At 64.1% G+C, this 15,171-nt stretch carries 12 protein-coding genes; 7 read left to right on the forward strand and 5 right to left on the reverse strand.

Annotated elements, in window-relative coordinates:
* Positions 1-14: 14 nt before the first annotated feature.
* On the forward strand, positions 15-308 hold the full coding sequence (yhbY, locus tag AC6I7Z_RS16690; RefSeq protein ID WP_033749305.1) for a ribosome assembly RNA-binding protein YhbY: 294 nt from the start codon (positions 15-17) through the stop codon (positions 306-308).
* Positions 309-429: 121 nt separating this feature from the next.
* Here yhbY and greA read toward each other — a convergent pair whose 3' ends face one another.
* Positions 430-906, reverse strand: coding sequence for a transcription elongation factor GreA (greA, locus tag AC6I7Z_RS16695; RefSeq protein WP_033749304.1), 477 nt, complete (start codon positions 904-906; stop codon positions 430-432).
* Positions 907-1,156: 250 nt separating this feature from the next.
* Here greA and dacB point away from each other — a divergent pair, with 250 nt between their 5' ends.
* The 3 genes from dacB to pmrB are packed head-to-tail and all read left to right on the forward strand — an operon-like array spanning position 1,157 to position 4,311.
* Positions 1,157-2,590 carry a serine-type D-Ala-D-Ala carboxypeptidase gene (gene dacB, locus AC6I7Z_RS16700; RefSeq protein ID WP_497815012.1) on the forward strand — a complete coding sequence of 478 codons (1,434 nt, stop codon included), beginning with the start codon at positions 1,157-1,159 and terminating at the stop codon, positions 2,588-2,590.
* Between the two features lie 3 nt (positions 2,591-2,593).
* The gene (gene pmrA / locus AC6I7Z_RS16705) at positions 2,594-3,256 is read left to right on the forward strand and encodes a two-component system response regulator PmrA (RefSeq protein ID WP_497815013.1); all 663 of its coding nucleotides are present in this window, start codon (positions 2,594-2,596) and stop codon (positions 3,254-3,256) included.
* Positions 3,253-4,311, forward strand: a complete 1,059-nt coding sequence (gene pmrB, locus AC6I7Z_RS16710) for a two-component system sensor histidine kinase PmrB (protein ID WP_497815014.1) — start codon at positions 3,253-3,255, stop codon at positions 4,309-4,311. The genes pmrA and pmrB overlap by 4 nt, the downstream gene beginning before the upstream one ends.
* Here the strand turns inward: pmrB and AC6I7Z_RS16715 are convergent, their stop codons facing one another.
* Positions 4,312-6,546, reverse strand: coding sequence for a TonB-dependent siderophore receptor (locus AC6I7Z_RS16715; RefSeq protein ID WP_497815015.1), 2,235 nt, complete (start codon positions 6,544-6,546; stop codon positions 4,312-4,314).
* Positions 6,547-6,822: 276 nt separating this feature from the next.
* On the opposite strand from AC6I7Z_RS16715, the gene fes reads away from it, so the two are divergent.
* From fes to AC6I7Z_RS16730, 3 genes are read left to right on the forward strand one after another with little or no spacing between them, the layout of a single operon-like run.
* A complete protein-coding gene (gene fes / locus AC6I7Z_RS16720; protein WP_497815016.1) occupies positions 6,823-8,034 on the forward strand; it encodes an enterochelin esterase in 1,212 nt (403 codons plus the stop codon).
* 40 nt (positions 8,035-8,074) lie between these two features.
* Complete coding sequence (locus AC6I7Z_RS16725) at positions 8,075-8,293, forward strand: MbtH family protein (RefSeq protein ID WP_497815017.1); 219 nt, start codon at positions 8,075-8,077, stop codon at positions 8,291-8,293.
* Complete coding sequence (locus AC6I7Z_RS16730; protein WP_497815018.1) at positions 8,286-12,215, forward strand: enterobactin synthase subunit F; 3,930 nt, start codon at positions 8,286-8,288, stop codon at positions 12,213-12,215. Before AC6I7Z_RS16725 ends, AC6I7Z_RS16730 begins: the two co-directional genes overlap by 8 nt.
* A 159-nt stretch (positions 12,216-12,374) precedes the next feature.
* On the opposite strand, the gene AC6I7Z_RS16735 is transcribed toward AC6I7Z_RS16730, so the two are convergent.
* The 3 genes from AC6I7Z_RS16735 to fepD are packed head-to-tail and all read right to left on the reverse strand — an operon-like array spanning position 12,375 to position 15,150.
* Positions 12,375-13,187 carry an ATP-binding cassette domain-containing protein gene (locus tag AC6I7Z_RS16735; protein ID WP_497815019.1) on the reverse strand — a complete coding sequence of 271 codons (813 nt, stop codon included), beginning with the start codon at positions 13,185-13,187 and terminating at the stop codon, positions 12,375-12,377.
* Positions 13,184-14,164, reverse strand: coding sequence for an iron-enterobactin ABC transporter permease (gene fepG / locus AC6I7Z_RS16740; RefSeq protein WP_497815020.1), 981 nt, complete (start codon positions 14,162-14,164; stop codon positions 13,184-13,186). The genes AC6I7Z_RS16735 and fepG overlap by 4 nt, the downstream gene beginning before the upstream one ends.
* On the reverse strand, positions 14,161-15,150 hold the full coding sequence (fepD, locus tag AC6I7Z_RS16745; RefSeq protein WP_497815021.1) for a Fe(3+)-siderophore ABC transporter permease: 990 nt from the start codon (positions 15,148-15,150) through the stop codon (positions 14,161-14,163). The genes fepG and fepD overlap by 4 nt, the downstream gene beginning before the upstream one ends.
* Between the last annotated feature and the right edge of the window lie 21 nt (positions 15,151-15,171).

Raw genomic sequence — 15,171 nt, forward strand, 5'->3', positions numbered from 1 at the left:
AAGCAAAAAATACGATGAATCTAAGTACCAAACAAAAACAGCACCTGAAAGGCCTTGCCCATCCACTGAAACCAGTGGTCATGATCGGCGGCAACGGCCTGACCGAAGGCGTGCTGGCCGAAATCGAATCCGCGCTGGAACATCACGAACTGATCAAGGTGAAAATTGCCTCGGAAGACCGTGAAACCAAGCAGCTGATCGTTGAGGCTATCGTGCGTGAGACTAAAGCCGGCAACGTGCAGGTGATCGGCAAAACGCTGGTGCTGTATCGCCCTTCTAAAGAGAGCAAGATTTCTCTGCCGCGCTAAACGCGTCGCCGGTCAACCGGCCAGAGAAAGTGCCATGCTCCCGCATGGGTTAAAAGGCCGCATCGCGGCCTTTTCCATTCTTTACATAATGCTTCGACGCTTTTCAAAGCGTAGCTGTCTCTTAAAGGTATTCCACTTTCAGAATTTCATACTCAACATCGCCGCCTGGGGTTTTGATGATGGTCACATCGTCCACCTCTTTTCCTACCAGACCGCGCGCCATCGGCGAGTTGACCGAAATCAGATTTTGCTTAAAGTCCGCTTCGTCGTCGCCCACGATGCGATAAGTCGACTCTTCGTCGGTATCGGTGTTGAGCACGGTTACGGTCGCGCCGAAGATCACGCGGCCATTGTTCGGAATAGTGGTGACGTCGATAACCTGCGCGTTAGACAGCTTGGCTTCGATCTCCTGAATACGACCTTCGCAAAACCCCTGCTCTTCGCGCGCGGCGTGATACTCCGCGTTCTCTTTCAGATCGCCGTGCTCACGCGCTTCAGCGATTGAGGCGATGATGCGCGGGCGTTTAACGGTTTTCAGCTCGTTCAGCTCTTCGCGCAGCTTCTCGGCGCCCCTTAACGTCATCGGAATCTGATTCATTTAAGCTCCTCGCTCTCTTTCCTGTTTTAACGGCGTCATCCTGACCAGTGTCCACAGAAAAACCGGTTCTGCAGGGCCTGACCCTCGTTTTGCAAATAAAAGAATCCTGACCCGGAAAAGGTTCCAGGCCAGAATGTGGTTTTGCATTTTGATACGTATTTTAACCCAGAGTTCCCTGCTGGTCATCGTTTACTTTCCACCGCTGCGGGACGTAGTATTGACGGCTTCACCTGCCAGTTACCGCGAGATTATGCGATTTTCACGACTTGTTACCGGACTAACCTGTGCGTTTATGCTGCAGGCACAAGCAGCGCCCGTAGATGAATACATGCAGTATTTGCCGGATGGCGCCAATCTGGCGCTAATGGTGCAGAAAATAGGCGCCAGCACCCCGATAATCGATTATCACGGCAAACAGATGGCATTGCCCGCCAGCACCATGAAGGTGATTACCGCGCTGGCGGCGCTGCTGGAACTGGGCGGCGACTATCGCTTCCAGACCACGCTGGAAACTAAAGGCGCCATCAGCGACGGCACGCTAAACGGCGATCTGGTCGCGCGCTTTGCCGGCGATCCGACGCTGAGCCGTCAGGATCTGCGCAATATGGTCGCCGCGCTGAAAAAGCAGGGCGTCACCCATATCAAAGGCAACCTGGTGATCGACACCTCGGTGTTCGCCAGCCATGACATGGCGCCGGGCTGGCCGTGGAACGATCTGACGCAGTGCTTTAGCGCGCCGCCGGGCGCGGCGATCGTTGATAAAAACTGCTTCTCTGTTTCGCTCTACAGCGCCAGCACGCCGGGCGAAACCGCCTTCGTGCGCATCGCCTCTTACTACCCTGCTCATATGTTCAGCCAGGTACGCACCCTCGGCCGCAACAGCGGCGAAGCGCAGTATTGCGAGCTGGACGTGGTGCCGGGCGAGCTGAACCGCTACACGCTGACCGGCTGTATGCGCCAGCGCGCTGAGCCGCTGCCGCTGGCGTTCGCCGTACAGGACGACGCCGCCTGGGCCGGAGAGATCCTGAAGCAGGAGCTGCGTCAGGCCGATATCGACTACAGCGGCCATCTGGTGCGCCAGACGCAGGTCACTTCGCCGGGCACCGTGCTGGCGTCGACCCAGTCCGCGCCGCTGCATTCGCTGTTGCATACTATGCTGAAAAAGTCGGACAACATGATTGCCGATACGGTGTTCCGCACCATCGGCCATCACTATTTCAACGTGCCCGGCACCTTTCGCGCCGGATCGGACGCTATCCGCCGCATCCTGCGCGAGAAAGCCAACATTGATTTAGGCAACAGCATACAGGTGGATGGTTCGGGGCTGTCGCGTCACGATCTCATCGCGCCGGACACCATGATGCAGGTGTTGCAGTACATTGCGAAAAACGACGCGACGCTGGACTACATCTCTATGCTGCCGCTGGCGGGCCACGACGGCACGCTGCAGTATCGCGGCGGCCTGCATGAGGCGGGCGTAGACGGCAAAGTGTCGGCGAAAACCGGCTCGCTGCAGGGCGTCTATAATCTGGCTGGCTTTATCACCACCGCCAGCGGCGCGCGCGTCGCCTTTGTGCAGTACCTGTCGGGCTATGCGGTGCCGCCGCAGGATCAGCGCACGCGGCGCATTCCGCTGGTGCGCTTCGAGAGCCGTCTCTATCGGGATATCTACCAGAACAACTAACGCATGAAAATATTGATCGTTGAGGACGATGTACTGCTGCAGGGCGGCCTGAGCCAGGCGCTGAGCAGCCAGGGTTACGCCGTTGACTGCGCCGCCAGCGCCGCTGAGGCGGACGCGCTGCTGCACAGCGCGCAGTACAGCCTGATCGTGCTGGATCTCGGCCTGCCGGATCGCGACGGCGGCGATCTGCTGCGGCAGTGGCGGCGAGCGGGCGTCGATCTGCCGGTGCTGATCCTGACCGCGCGCGACGCGCTCAGCGATCGCGTGGACGGGCTCGACGCCGGCGCCGACGACTATCTGATCAAGCCGCTGGCGCTGGCGGAGCTGCAGGCACGCGTGCGCGCCCTGATCCGCCGCTATCAGGGCCACAGCGACAACCTGCTGCGCCAGGGCGATCTCACGCTGAATCTCTCTTCGCAGCAGGTGCTGCTGGAGGATCAGCCCCTCGACGTCACGCCCAAAGAGTTCGCGCTGCTGACGCGGCTGCTGATGCGCATCGGACAGAATGTGCATCGCGAAACGCTGCAGCAGGATCTCTACAGCTGGCAGGACGATACCGGCTCCAACACGCTGGAGGTGCATATCCATAATCTGCGCCGCAAGCTGGGCAAAGACCGCATCAAAACCGTGCGCGGCGTTGGCTATCGGCTGGAGAACCGCGAATGAACAGCATGCGTCAGCGCTTGCTGATTATGCTGGCGCTGATTCTGCTTACCTGTCAGATCATGAGCGCCTTCTGGCTGTGGCACGAAAGCCGCGAGCAGATCAGCTTTCTCGTCAACGAAACCCTCTCCGCTAAGGCGCGCAACGATCGCGTCGAAAATGAGATCCGCGAAGCGATCGCCTCGCTGCTGCTGCCCTCTGTCGTCATGGTCGGCCTGACGCTGGTGCTCTCGTTCTGGGCGATTAGTTGGATCGTGCGTCCGCTGCGCGCGCTGCAGACCAGCCTGGCGCAGCGCTCCGCCGACAACCTGACGCCGCTCGCCATTCACTCCGATATGGAAGAGGTGGTGGCGGTAACCGGCGCGATTAACCAGCTGCTGGCGCGCCTCGATCACACGCTGCAGCAGGAGCGGCTTTTCACGGCGGACGCCGCCCATGAGCTGCGCACCCCGCTCGCCGGGCTGCGCCTGCATCTTGAGCTGTTGCAGCAGCAGGGCGTGCCGCACAGCGAAATGCTGGTGGCGCGCATCGATCAGCTGATGCATACCGTCGAGCAGCTGCTGATGCTGGCGCGCGCCAGCCAGGCGCTGGCCAGCGGGCATGCGCAGGCTATTCACTGGCAGACGGACATTTTGCAGCCGCTGCAGCCGGAGATGCGCGAACTGGTTGAACAGCGCCAGCAGCAGCTTATCTGGCCAGAAAACGCGGTGGCGCAAAGCCAGGGCGAGCCGGTGCTGCTGCGTCTGCTGCTGCGCAATCTGCTGGAGAACGCCTCGCGCTATAGCCCGACGGAGAGCCAGATTGAAATCAGGCTCGAAGAGAGCGACAGCCAGATTGTCCTCAGCGTGATTGATGAGGGGCCGGGCATCGATACCGACGCGGCGGAAGAGCTGACCAAAGCGTTTCGCCGTCGCGATCAGCGCTACGGCGGCAGCGGCCTGGGACTGAATATCGTGCTGCGCATTCTGCAGATGCACTATGGCGAGCTGAAGCTGATTAATCGCAGCGATCGCAGCGGGCTGATTGCCCGCTGCGCGCTGCCGTTGCGGCTTAACTGATTAGAAGTGCGTATTCAGGCTGACGTAGTACGTCCGGCCTGATTCGTTATAGGTATTCGCGCCTGCGCCATACAGATAAGAGTTAGTGTTGGCGTTGCCGGTGGTCTGGGCGTTGCCCTGGCGGAAGTGGCGCTTGTCGAACAGGTTGTCGATGCCGAGCGTCACGCTGGCGTATTTATTAACGTCATAGGTGCCGCTCAGGCCGACCACTGAATAAGGACTCACCTCATCGGTCGCGCTGCCGGTGACGGCATTGCCTTTGTAATCATACTTCTTCGGCACCTGCTTGCCGTACCAGGTGAGCGTGGTTTGCAGCGACAGATCCTGCGTCGCCTGCCAGCTCAGCGTGGAGTTCAGCGTATAGTCGGGAATAATCGACAGGCGATCGCCGGTCTCTTTATTCTTGCTCTGCAACATATAAGTGAAGTTGTTATTCCACGCGATGCTCTCCGTCACGGGGATATTCACCGTGCCCTCCAGCCCTTCCACCACCGCTTTCGGCACGTTCTCCCACTTATAGATGTCAGTGGTGCCGTTTGACGCTTTGCCGGACGGCACGTAGCCCGCTTCAATCTTGTTGCGATAGTCGTTGCGGAACCAGGTCAGACCCGCCTGATAGCCCTCATGCTTCCACTCCAGCCCAATCTCTTTATTGATGCTGTTTTCCGCTTTCAGATCTCTGTTGCCCTGCAGATAGCAGGCGCCGGTGCTGGCCGCGCAGCCCTGTCCGTTGCTGTAGAGCAGATAGTTAGGGTTGGTCTGGTAGAGGCTCGGCGCTTTATAGGCGCGGCCGATGCCCATCTTCAGCGTGAAGTCGTCACCTAAGCCCTGCGAGAGGTTAAGCGACGGGCTCCAGTTATCGCCGACGATAGAGTGGTGATCGAAGCGCAGGCTCGGCGTCAGCATGGTGCTGTCGGTCAGCTCCATATTGTCTTCGGCGAACAGCGAGAAGATTTCCGCCTGCGAATAGGGGCTGCGGCCGGAGCTGGAGATGCCCGGCACCGCGCCGTTAGAGGCGGCCTGCGTGGTCGATGAGGGATCCTTCATGCGCTGCTGATTCCATTCAACGCCGAGCGTCGCGGTCTGATTCACCAGCAGTTCGAACGGCACGCTGACTTCGCTGTGCAGCAGCACATCGTCCAGCTCGATGGTATTGAAGCCGCTGTTGGAGAAGATGCCTTCGGTGCCGCCCGCCAGCCCTTCGTTGATGCGCGAGTTGCGGGTATTTTCATAGCGCGCGTAGCTGTTGGTGCTGACGCCGTTATCCCAGGCGCCGGTCCACTTCACCGCAAAGTTCTGCCGATAGAGCCGGTTAGTCTCTTTGCCGTAGAAGCTTTTCACCAGCGCGCTGGTATTGGTGTTCTGGGTGTCGCCGGAGTAGAGGTTGCCCTGGCGGCTGTAGCCCGCCTGAAACTCCAGCGCCTGCATCGGCGCGAACGCCCAGCGCAGCATAGCGTTGATGTCTTTATTCACCACCCCTTCGCGCCCGCCCGGATAGCTGCCGGCGTAGCTGCCGGTGCGATCCGCCGCGTGGCCTTCGTTGATGTCGTAGGCGTCCGCCTGGGTTTTCGCCAGGTTGCCGTAGAGACGGAAGCTGACGTCGTCGCCCAGCGGCCCTTCCAGGCTGAAGTTGGTGCGGCGCGTCGCGCCTTCGTCTTTGTGCTCCGGCACGTTGTAGTAGGCGTTCCAGGATCCGTGCCACTGCTGGTCATCATATTTTTTGGTGATGATATTCACCACGCCGCCCGCCGCGCCGTTGCCGTAGCGCACCGCCGCCGGGCCGCGGATCACCTCAATACGTTCGATCATCTCCGGCGGCACCCAGTTGGTGTCGCCGCGCGTATCGCGTTCGCCGCGCCAGCCGAGACGCACCGAGTTGCGGCTGGAGACCGGCATGCCGTCCACCAGGATCAGGGTGTTTTCCGGCCCCATGCCGCGGATATCAATCTGCCGGTTGTTGCCGCGCTGGCCGCTGGTGGAGTTGCCGGTCAGGTTGACGCCCGGCATGGTGCGGATGATTTCCGATACGTCGCGCGCGGGCGGACGCTTTTTAATCTCGTCGGCGGTGATGGTGGAGACGCCTGGCGCCTGCAGGTTCTGCTGCGCCGCGCTGACCACCAGGGTATCGCCGACGGCGGCAGTTGAAGCGGTGCTGGTGTCGGCGGCCTGCGCGCTGGTCGCGGCCAGGCCGAGTTCAATGAGAATGGCTAATGACAAACGAGATAATGTAGGCATTTTTTATGTTCCTGGATTGCCTGCGGAAACCTCACCGTCTCCTGCGGGCGCGCCGGTAAAAGAGTCTTTCCTTGCGAGCAAGCATTCCAGCCGCGCCCAGGCTCTCCTTTGCGGAACATCCGTCTGACAGTACAGGCTGATGAGGCTGGCGGAACGCGCGCGCTCCTTGATGTCGGAGCGGGAAACACCCTATTGCAAATGCAAATAATTATCAATAGTATTCTTCATAACATCCGCGCACCTTCAGATGCGCCTGGCCCAGTAAATAAGCTCTCTATGACGTGGTTAACCAACGAAACCGGCAGTGAACGCTGGTGGCGAACATTACAGCAGCAGGGTCTTCCCTTAATCGAACCCGCCGGGCGCGGCGAATGCGGCGTCACCTTTTTCTGGCGCGATCCGCAGGGAAGTGAAGCCACCTCCTCTACCCGTCGCGTCTGGATCAATATCACCGGCGTCACCGATCATCATCAGCGCGCCGCGCCGCGCTCGCTCAGCCGCATCCCTGGCACCGACGTCTGGTTCTGGCGCACGCAGCTGCCCGCCAGCTGGCGCGGCAGCTACTGCCTGATGCCCGACAGCGATCCCGCCGACTTTGAGGGCGAGCCGGATATGGCGACGCTGCGCGCCTGGTGGCGCGAAAAATTTCCCACCGCGCAGGCGGATGCGCTGAACCCGCAGCGCGGCTGGGCGGGCGGACGCGGCATGCGCGTCTCGCCGCTGCATCTGCCGGATGCGCCCGATCAGCGCGTCTGGCAGGCGGTCGACAGCGGTCGCGCGCCCGCGCTGCCGCTTCAGCACCATATCTGGCACAGCGCGCGCCTCGGCAATCGCCGTTCGGTGTGGATCTACGCCACCGGCGACGCGCAGCCGACCGAACGGCCGCTGGCGCTGCTGCTGGACGGCCAGTTCTGGGCCAACAGCATGCCGATCGCCTGGCCGCTGCAGCAGCTCACCGACGCTGGCGAACTGCCGCCGGCGGTCTACGTGATGATCGATATCATCGACCGCGAACACCGCAGCCGCGAACTGCCCTGCAATCCCGACTTCTGGCTGGCCCTGCAGAGAGAGCTGCTGCCGCAGCTGCAGGGCTGGGCGCCGCATCGCGTCAGCGCCGCCGAGACGCTGGTGAGCGGACAGAGCTTCGGCGGGCTGTCGTCCGTCTACGCCGCGCTCAACTGGCCGCAGACGTTCGGCGGCGCCATCAGCCTCTCCGGCTCGTTCTGGTGGCCGGAACGCGGCCAGCCCAACGGCAGGCTGATCCAGCAGCTGCAGCAGGGCGACTATCGCCTCGCGCCGTCGCGCATCTATCTGGAAGCGGGACGCCGCGAACAGCTGATATTCAAAGCAAACCAGCAGCTTCAACAGGAGCTGTCCGCCGCTGGGCATCAGGTCGTTTTTCATCCGGTCGACGGGGGCCACGACGCGCTGTGCTGGCGCGGCGGGCTGCTCAATGGACTGAAAGCAATGTGGCAACATCTTCTTTAAATCGCCTGGCTAGCCCGACTGTTGCGGGCAGGAGACCGATATGCAACCTAATCCCTTTGACGATCCGCAGCAGGATTGTCTCGTGCTGATCAACGAGCGCCAGCAGTACAGCCTCTGGCCCGCTTTCCGCGCCCTGCCCGCTGGCTGGCGCTGCCTCTTCGGGCCGCAGCCGCAGGCGGAATGCCTGAGCTGGCTTAACACGAACTGGCGCGATATTCGCCCGGCCCACCCGAGCGCGCACCGGAGCGACCATGTCTGAGACGCTGATGAACCCACACCATACCGATCAGAAAATCCTGCCGCTGGTGGCGGCGCAGCCCGGCATCTGGATGGCCGACCAGCTGTCGCAGCAGACTAACGCCTATGCGGTCGCGCACTTTGTCGAGCTGCGCGGCGAGCTGGACAGCGCGCTGCTGAGCAAGGCGATCGTCGCCGGCATGCAGGAGGCGGATACGCTAAATATGGCGTTCGGCGAGCTTGAGGGCGAAGCGGTGCAGTGGCTGTCGCCGCAAACCTTTACCCTGCCAGATATTGTCGACCTGCGTCAGCACGCCGATCCAGAGGCCGCCGCGCGCCATCTGATGCGCATCGATATGGCTGGCGATCTGCGCGTGCTGAGCGGCGCGCCGCTCTGGCATCACCAGCTGATGCGGCTGGGAGAGCGGCGCTGGTTCTGGTATCAGCGCTATCATCATCTGGTGGTAGACGGCTTTAGCTTTACCGCCCTGACGCGCCGTATCGCCAATCTTTATACCGCGTGGATGCGCAACGAAACGCCGGAACCGACGCCTTTTACCCCCTTCAGCGAAGTAGTAGAGGAGTATCAGCGCTACCAGGCGTCGTCGAGCTGGCAGCGGGATCGCGACTTCTGGCGCGAGAAGAGCGCGCAGCTGCCGCCGCCCGCCTCGATCTCCCCGCTGCCGCTGGCCGGACAGAGCGCCAGCACCGCGCTGCTGCGCCACAGTTTCTCACTGGACAGCGCGCGCTTTCAGACGCTGGCGCAGCAGATGGGCGTCAGCGCGGCCGACGCCGCCTTTGCGCTGGTGGCGCTCTGGCTGGCGCGCCTGAGCGGCCAGCAAGATTTCGCTGCCGGCTTTATCTTTATGCGCCGCATCGGCTCGGCGGCGCTCTGCGCCACCGGACCGGTGATTAACGTGCTGCCGATGGCGGTGCATTACGATCCCGCTCAGCCGCTCGGCGCGCTGGCGCGTCAGCTGGCCGCCGAGGTGAAAAAGATGCGTCGTCATCAGCGCTTCGACGCCGAGCAGGTGCAGCGCGACGCCGGACGGCTCGGCGATGGCGATCCGCTCTATGGCCCGGTAATCAACCTGAAGATGTTCGACTATCAGCTCGACTTCAACGGGGTGGAAGGAGTAACGCATCAGCTCGCCTCCGGGCCGGTGCGCGACCTGGAGATCGCGATCTACCTCAGCGAACAGGGCGAGCTGACGCTGGAGCTGCTGGCTAATGCGGAACGCTATCAGGCAACGACGCTGACGCAGCACGCCAGCCGCTTCGATCTGCTGCTGCGTCAGCTGGCGGCGCAGCCGGATCGCCCCTGCGGCGAGCTGGATCTGCTGACCGAGGCGGAGCATCAGCAGCTGGAGAAGATCAATCAGACCGCGATGGCGCTGCCGGCGGCCACGCTCGACAGCCTGCTGCTGGCGCAGGCGCTGCGCACCCCGGATGCTTTCGCGCTGGCGGACGATCGCCACCGGCTCAGCTACCGCGAGATGCGCCAGCAGGTCGAGGCGCTGGGCCAGCAGCTGATCGCCAGCGGCGTGCGGCGCGGCGATATCGTCGCCGTGGCGCTGCCGCGCGCGGTCTTTCTCTCGCTGGCGCTGCAGGCGATCGTCAGCGTCGGCGCCACTTACCTGCCGCTGGATACCGGCTATCCCGACGACCGTCTACAGATGATGCTGGAGGACGCCGCGCCGAAGACGCTGATCGTCAGCCGCGCGCTGGCGACGCGCTTCGCCGCTCTGTCGCCGGTCGCCCCGCTCTTCTACGACGCGCTGCTGCCCGACGTCGCCGCGCCCGCGCATGCGCAGCCGCCGCGCCCGCAGGACGGCGCCTATCTTATTTATACCTCCGGCTCCACCGGCCGGCCGAAAGGGGTGCTGGTCGGCCATGAGGCGATCGTCAACCGTCTGCTGTGGATGCAGGCGAGCTATCCGCTCGATGCCACAGATGTGGTGCTGCAAAAGACCCCCAGCAGCTTCGACGTCTCGGTCTGGGAGTTTTTCTGGCCGCTGATGACGGGCGCGCAGCTGGTGATGGCGCCGCCGGAGGCGCACCGCGATCCCGACGCGCTGCAGCAGCTTTTTGCGCGCTATCGCGTTACCACGACCCACTTTGTTCCCTCGATGCTGGCGGCCTTCGTCGCCTCATTGCAGGACGAGGAAGCGGTGGCGCGCTGCGCCAGCCTGCGCCGCGTCTTCTGCAGCGGCGAAGCGCTACCGACCGATCTGTCGCGCCAGTGGGAAGCGCTGACTCAGACGCCGCTGCATAATCTCTACGGCCCGACCGAAGCGGCGGTAGACGTCAGCTACTACCCCGCCTTCGGCCCGGCGCTGGCGGCGGTGGAAGGCGCCAGCGTGCCGATCGGCTTCCCGGTCTGGAATACCGGCCTGCGCATCCTCGACGCGCGCCTGCAGCCGGTTCCGCCAGGCGTCGCGGGCGATCTCTATCTTACCGGCGCGCAGCTGGCGCACGGCTATCTCGATCGTCCCGATCTCACCGCCAGCCGTTTCGTCGCCGATCCTTTCGGCGACGGCACGCGCATGTACCGTACCGGCGACGTGGCGCGCTGGCTGGCGAACGGCGCGGTGGAATATCTGGGCCGCAGCGACGATCAGCTGAAGATCCGCGGCCAGCGTATCGAGCTGAACGAGATCGATCATGCGCTGGCGGCGCTGCCCGGCGTGCAGCAGGCGGTCACGCACGCGGTGGTGCTGGGCAACGCCGACGCGCAGCAGGGCGACGCGCGCCAGCTGGTGGGCTATGTGGTGGCAGACCGCGCCGTTGATGGCGAGGCGATGCGCGCCGCGCTGGCGCAGCAGCTGCCGGCGCATATGGTGCCGGTGGCGATCGTCGCGCTGGAGGCGCTGCCGCTCAGCAGCAACGGCAAGCTGGATCGCAAGGCCCTGCCGCTGCCGCAAAGCCGCGCGGGCGATGCTGGTCGCGCGCCGCTGCCGGGGCTGGAAACGCAGCTGGCGGAGGCGTTCGCCGCGCTGCTGGAACGCGACGCGGTTGGCGCGCAGGAGGATTTCTTTGCGCTGGGCGGCCATTCGCTGCTGGCGATGCGGCTGGCGGCGCAGCTGCGGCGCGCGCTGAAGCTGCCGGTTTCCGTCGGCCAGATTATGGTCGCCTCGACGGTTGAGAAGCTGGCGGCGCTGCTGAGCGATGCGCAGACGGCGCAAAATGCCGGTTTCGAGCCGGTGCTGCCGCTGCGGGTCGGCAGCGGGCCGACGCTGTTCTGTTTCCATCCGGCGTCAGGCTTCGCCTGGCAGTTCAGCATCCTGCAACGTTATCTGGACGCACGCTGGTTCATCGTCGGCATCCAGTCGCCCGACGCCAGCGGCCCGCTGAATCAGGCGGCGCATCTGGATGAGGTGTGCGACGCGCATCTCGCCACGCTGCGGCAGCAGCAGCCGCACGGCCCTTACTATTTCCTCGGCTATTCGCTGGGCGGCACGCTGGCGCAGGGCATCGCCGCGCGGCTGGAGGCGCTCGGCGAAGAGGTGGCGTTCCTCGGCCTGCTCGATACCTGGCCGCCAGAGACGCAAAACTGGGACGAGAAGCGCGGCGAGAACCAGCTCGATCCGGCAGTGCTGGAAGAGGTGAACCGCGAGCGCGAGCAGTTTGTCGCCGCGCAGCGTCAACAGGCGGGCGAAGGCATGGAGGCGATGTTCGACGCCATCGAGGCCAACTATGCCAGCTCGGTGCGGCTGCTGGCGACCGCGCGCAGCGCGCGCTTCAGCGGTCGCGCCACGCTGTTCCTCGCCACCGAGACGCAGCAGCCGGGTCAGGATGCGCGTCGCGCCTGGGCGCCTTATGTCGGCGAGCTGGAGGTGCGGCCGCTGGCGTGCGCCCACGTCGAGATTATCTCGCCGCGCATGTTCGAGCAGATCGGGCCGCAATTGCAGCAGCTGCTGATGGTATTTTCTAAAGGCAGCTGATTAGCTCGAAAAGCGGATGGTATGGCCCGAAGAGCAAAGCGTCCCGCGACAAGGATGTCGCGGGCCGAGCGAGCAGGGATGCGTAAAGCGACTTTGCGATCGGGCCATATCATCCGCTTTGGCACCTCTCTCCTAAACCATCCCTATTCAGTGCGGGTTTTAGCTAGCGTCTCCGTTGCGCCCGCGTCCCAGCGGCACAATCATCGGCGTATGCGCCACCGGATCCTCAACGATAACGCAGCGCAGCCCGTAGACCGCCTCAATCAATTCCGGCGTTACAATCTCCGACGGCCGCCCCTCGGCAACAATCTGGCCGCTGCGCATCGCGATAAGATGCGTGGCGTAGCGGCACGCCTGATTCAGATCGTGCAGCACCACCACCAGCGTGCGGCCATGCTGCTGATTGAGATCCTGCATCAGCTCCAGCAGTTCGATCTGATGAGTAATATCGAGCCAGGTGGTGGGTTCGTCCAGCAGCAGCAGCGGCGTCTGCTGCGCCAGCACCATGGCGATCCAGACGCGCTGACGCTGGCCGCCGGAAAGCTGATCCACCGGCTGTGCGGCGATATCCGCTACGCCGGTCGCCTGCATCGCCTGCTGCACCGCCGCCTCATCCTCGTCGCGCCAGCGGCCGAACAGCGGCTGATGCGGATAGCGGCCGCGCGCCACCAGTTCGCTGACGCTGATGCCGGAAGGCGCCTGCGAACTCTGCGGCAGCAGGCCGAGACGTCGCGCCACCTCTTTGGTGGAGAAGCGCGCAATCGCCTCGCCGTCGAGCAGCACCTGCCCCTTCAGCGGCGACGCCAGGCGGCTCAGCGCGCGCAGCAGCGTCGATTTGCCGCAGGCGTTGGGGCCGATGATCACCGTCAGTTCGCCATCCGGAATGGTTACCGACAGCCCCTCCGCCACCACTTTCTTTTCGTAGCCCAGCGTCAGCGCCTCGCCCCGCAGGCGCGCAATCCTCTCTGTCATTGGCGTCGCGCCTCCCTGACCAGTAGTGCAATCAAATAAAGCCCGCCAAGGCTGACGGTAATCACGCCGACCGGCAGCTGATACGGCAGAAAAAGATGCTGCGCCGCATAGTCCGCCGCCAGCAGCAGCAGCGCGCCGCACAGCGCCGCCAGCGGCAGCGCCCCTTTGATGCCGCCGCACAGGCGACGAGCGATCTGCGGCGCCAGCAGGGCGACGAACGAAATGGGGCCGGCCAGCGCGGTCGAGGCGGCGGTCAGCACCACGCCGAGCAGCATCAGCCACAGCCGGCTGCGCTCCACCGGTACGCCCAGCGCGCAGGCGGTGTCGTCGCCCATCTCCAGCAGGCGCATACGCCGCGCCAGCAGCGCGGTCAGCAGCAGCGCCGCCGCCAGCACGGCGACCGCCGGCGCGGTTTTCGCCCAGCTGATGCCGTTAAGCGATCCAGCGCTCCACAGCCCGGCGCTGAGCGCCGCCTCCAGCGAGGCGCTGATAATCAGCCAGCCGTTGAGCGCCATCAGCAGCGCGCGCACGCTGATGCCGACGATAATCAGCCGGAAGGTCTCTACCCCGTTGCGCCAGGCAAACAGATAAACCACGCCAGCGCTCAGCACGCCGCCCAGCAGCGCCGCCAGCGTCATCGCCTCGCTGTTTTGCTGAAACAGCACCAGCGCCACCAGCACGCCGCTATAGGCGCCGGTGTTGAAGCCGAGAATATCGGGGCTGCCGAGCGGGTTGCGCAGCAGCGACTGAAAAATCGCGCCGCTCACCCCAAGCGCCGCGCCGAGCAGCAGCGCCATCGCCACGCGCGGCAGCCGCCACTCCAGCACGATCAGCTGAACGTTGCGCGCCGCTTCGCCATTGAACAACTGCCAGAGCTGCGCGCCCGTCACCGGCAGCGCGCCGCGCGTAACGCCGAAAAAGGCCAGCAGCGCGCAGGCCGCCAGCAGCCAGATGGCGTGCATCATCGCCCGACTCATACCTGCCCTCTCCCCAGCTTGCGGCGCACCAGCACAATCAGCATCGGCGCGCCGAGCAGCGCGGTGACCACCGAGACGCGCAGTTCGCCCGGCACCATCAGGCGGCCCAGAATATCGGCGGCCAGCAGCAGACAGGGAGTGATCAGCAGCGTGCCGGGCAGCATCCAGCGGTGATCGTTGCCCCACAGCCAGCGGGCCAGATGCGGCGTCATCAGCCCGACAAAGGCGATGGGGCCGACGGCGGCCGTGGCGGCGCCGCTCAGCAGGGCGATGGCCAGCAGCCCCAGCAGTTGGGTACGCGCCACGCGCGTGCCGAGCGCCGTCGCCAGATCGCCGCCCATGCTCAGGGTATTGAGCGCGCGCGCCAGCAGCAGCGCGATCAGCGCGCCGACCGCCACCGCTGGCCAGGTAGCGCGCAGCACGGCAAAGCTGCGGATATCGAGCGAGCCGCTGTGCCAGAAGCGCAGATGGTCGTAAATATCGGGATTAAGGAGAGAAAGTCCGGAGGTCAACCCTTCCAGCACCGCGCCGAGCGCCACGCCCGCCAGGGTCAGGCGCACCGGATTGACGCGGCCGCCGCCGAGCGCGCCGGTCAGCGCCACCAGCAGCGACGCCAGCAGCGCGCCGACAAAGGCGAAGCCGAGCCAGTCGGCGGGCGAATCAGCGCCAGACAGGGCGATGCCCAGCACCACGGCGAAACCTGCGCCTGCGTTAACGCCAAGAATACCGGGATCGGCGAGCGGATTGCGCGTCAGGCTCTGCATCAGCGCGCCCGCCAGCCCGAGCGCGCAGCCCGCCAGCAGGCCGGCAAGCGTGCGCGGCAGTCGCGCCTCGCGCACGATAATACAGTCTGCGCTGCCGCAGCGGGTGGTCAGGGCAAGGTAAACATCATGAATGGCGATCGATTTAGCGCCGAGCATCAGGCTGAGCGCGATCAGGAGCAACAGCAGCATCCCTGAAGCGGCTATTGCGGAGAGTTGGCGCATAACGTTCCGAACCTTCACTGT

This window comes from Pantoea sp. X-Soil-MYKO-1289 (genome assembly GCF_059730625.1).

Excerpts from the sequence above, each read along its gene's own strand:
- pmrA (WP_497815013.1), top strand. The coding sequence starts at position 2,594 with ATGAAAATATTGATCGTTGAGGACGATGTACTGCTGCAGGGCGGCCTG.
- fes (WP_497815016.1), top strand. The coding sequence starts at position 6,823 with ATGACGTGGTTAACCAACGAAACCGGCAGTGAACGCTGGTGGCGAACA.
- pmrB (WP_497815014.1), top strand. The coding sequence starts at position 3,253 with ATGAACAGCATGCGTCAGCGCTTGCTGATTATGCTGGCGCTGATTCTG.
- AC6I7Z_RS16725 (WP_497815017.1), top strand. The coding sequence starts at position 8,075 with ATGCAACCTAATCCCTTTGACGATCCGCAGCAGGATTGTCTCGTGCTG.
- AC6I7Z_RS16735 (WP_497815019.1), bottom strand. The coding sequence starts at position 13,187 with ATGACAGAGAGGATTGCGCGCCTGCGGGGCGAGGCGCTGACGCTGGGC.
- AC6I7Z_RS16730 (WP_497815018.1), top strand. The coding sequence starts at position 8,286 with ATGTCTGAGACGCTGATGAACCCACACCATACCGATCAGAAAATCCTG.
- yhbY (WP_033749305.1), top strand. The coding sequence starts at position 15 with ATGAATCTAAGTACCAAACAAAAACAGCACCTGAAAGGCCTTGCCCAT.
- dacB (WP_497815012.1), top strand. The coding sequence starts at position 1,157 with ATGCGATTTTCACGACTTGTTACCGGACTAACCTGTGCGTTTATGCTG.
- greA (WP_033749304.1), bottom strand. The coding sequence starts at position 906 with ATGAATCAGATTCCGATGACGTTAAGGGGCGCCGAGAAGCTGCGCGAA.
- fepD (WP_497815021.1), bottom strand. The coding sequence starts at position 15,150 with ATGCGCCAACTCTCCGCAATAGCCGCTTCAGGGATGCTGCTGTTGCTC.
- AC6I7Z_RS16715 (WP_497815015.1), bottom strand. The coding sequence starts at position 6,546 with ATGCCTACATTATCTCGTTTGTCATTAGCCATTCTCATTGAACTCGGC.
- fepG (WP_497815020.1), bottom strand. The coding sequence starts at position 14,164 with ATGAGTCGGGCGATGATGCACGCCATCTGGCTGCTGGCGGCCTGCGCG.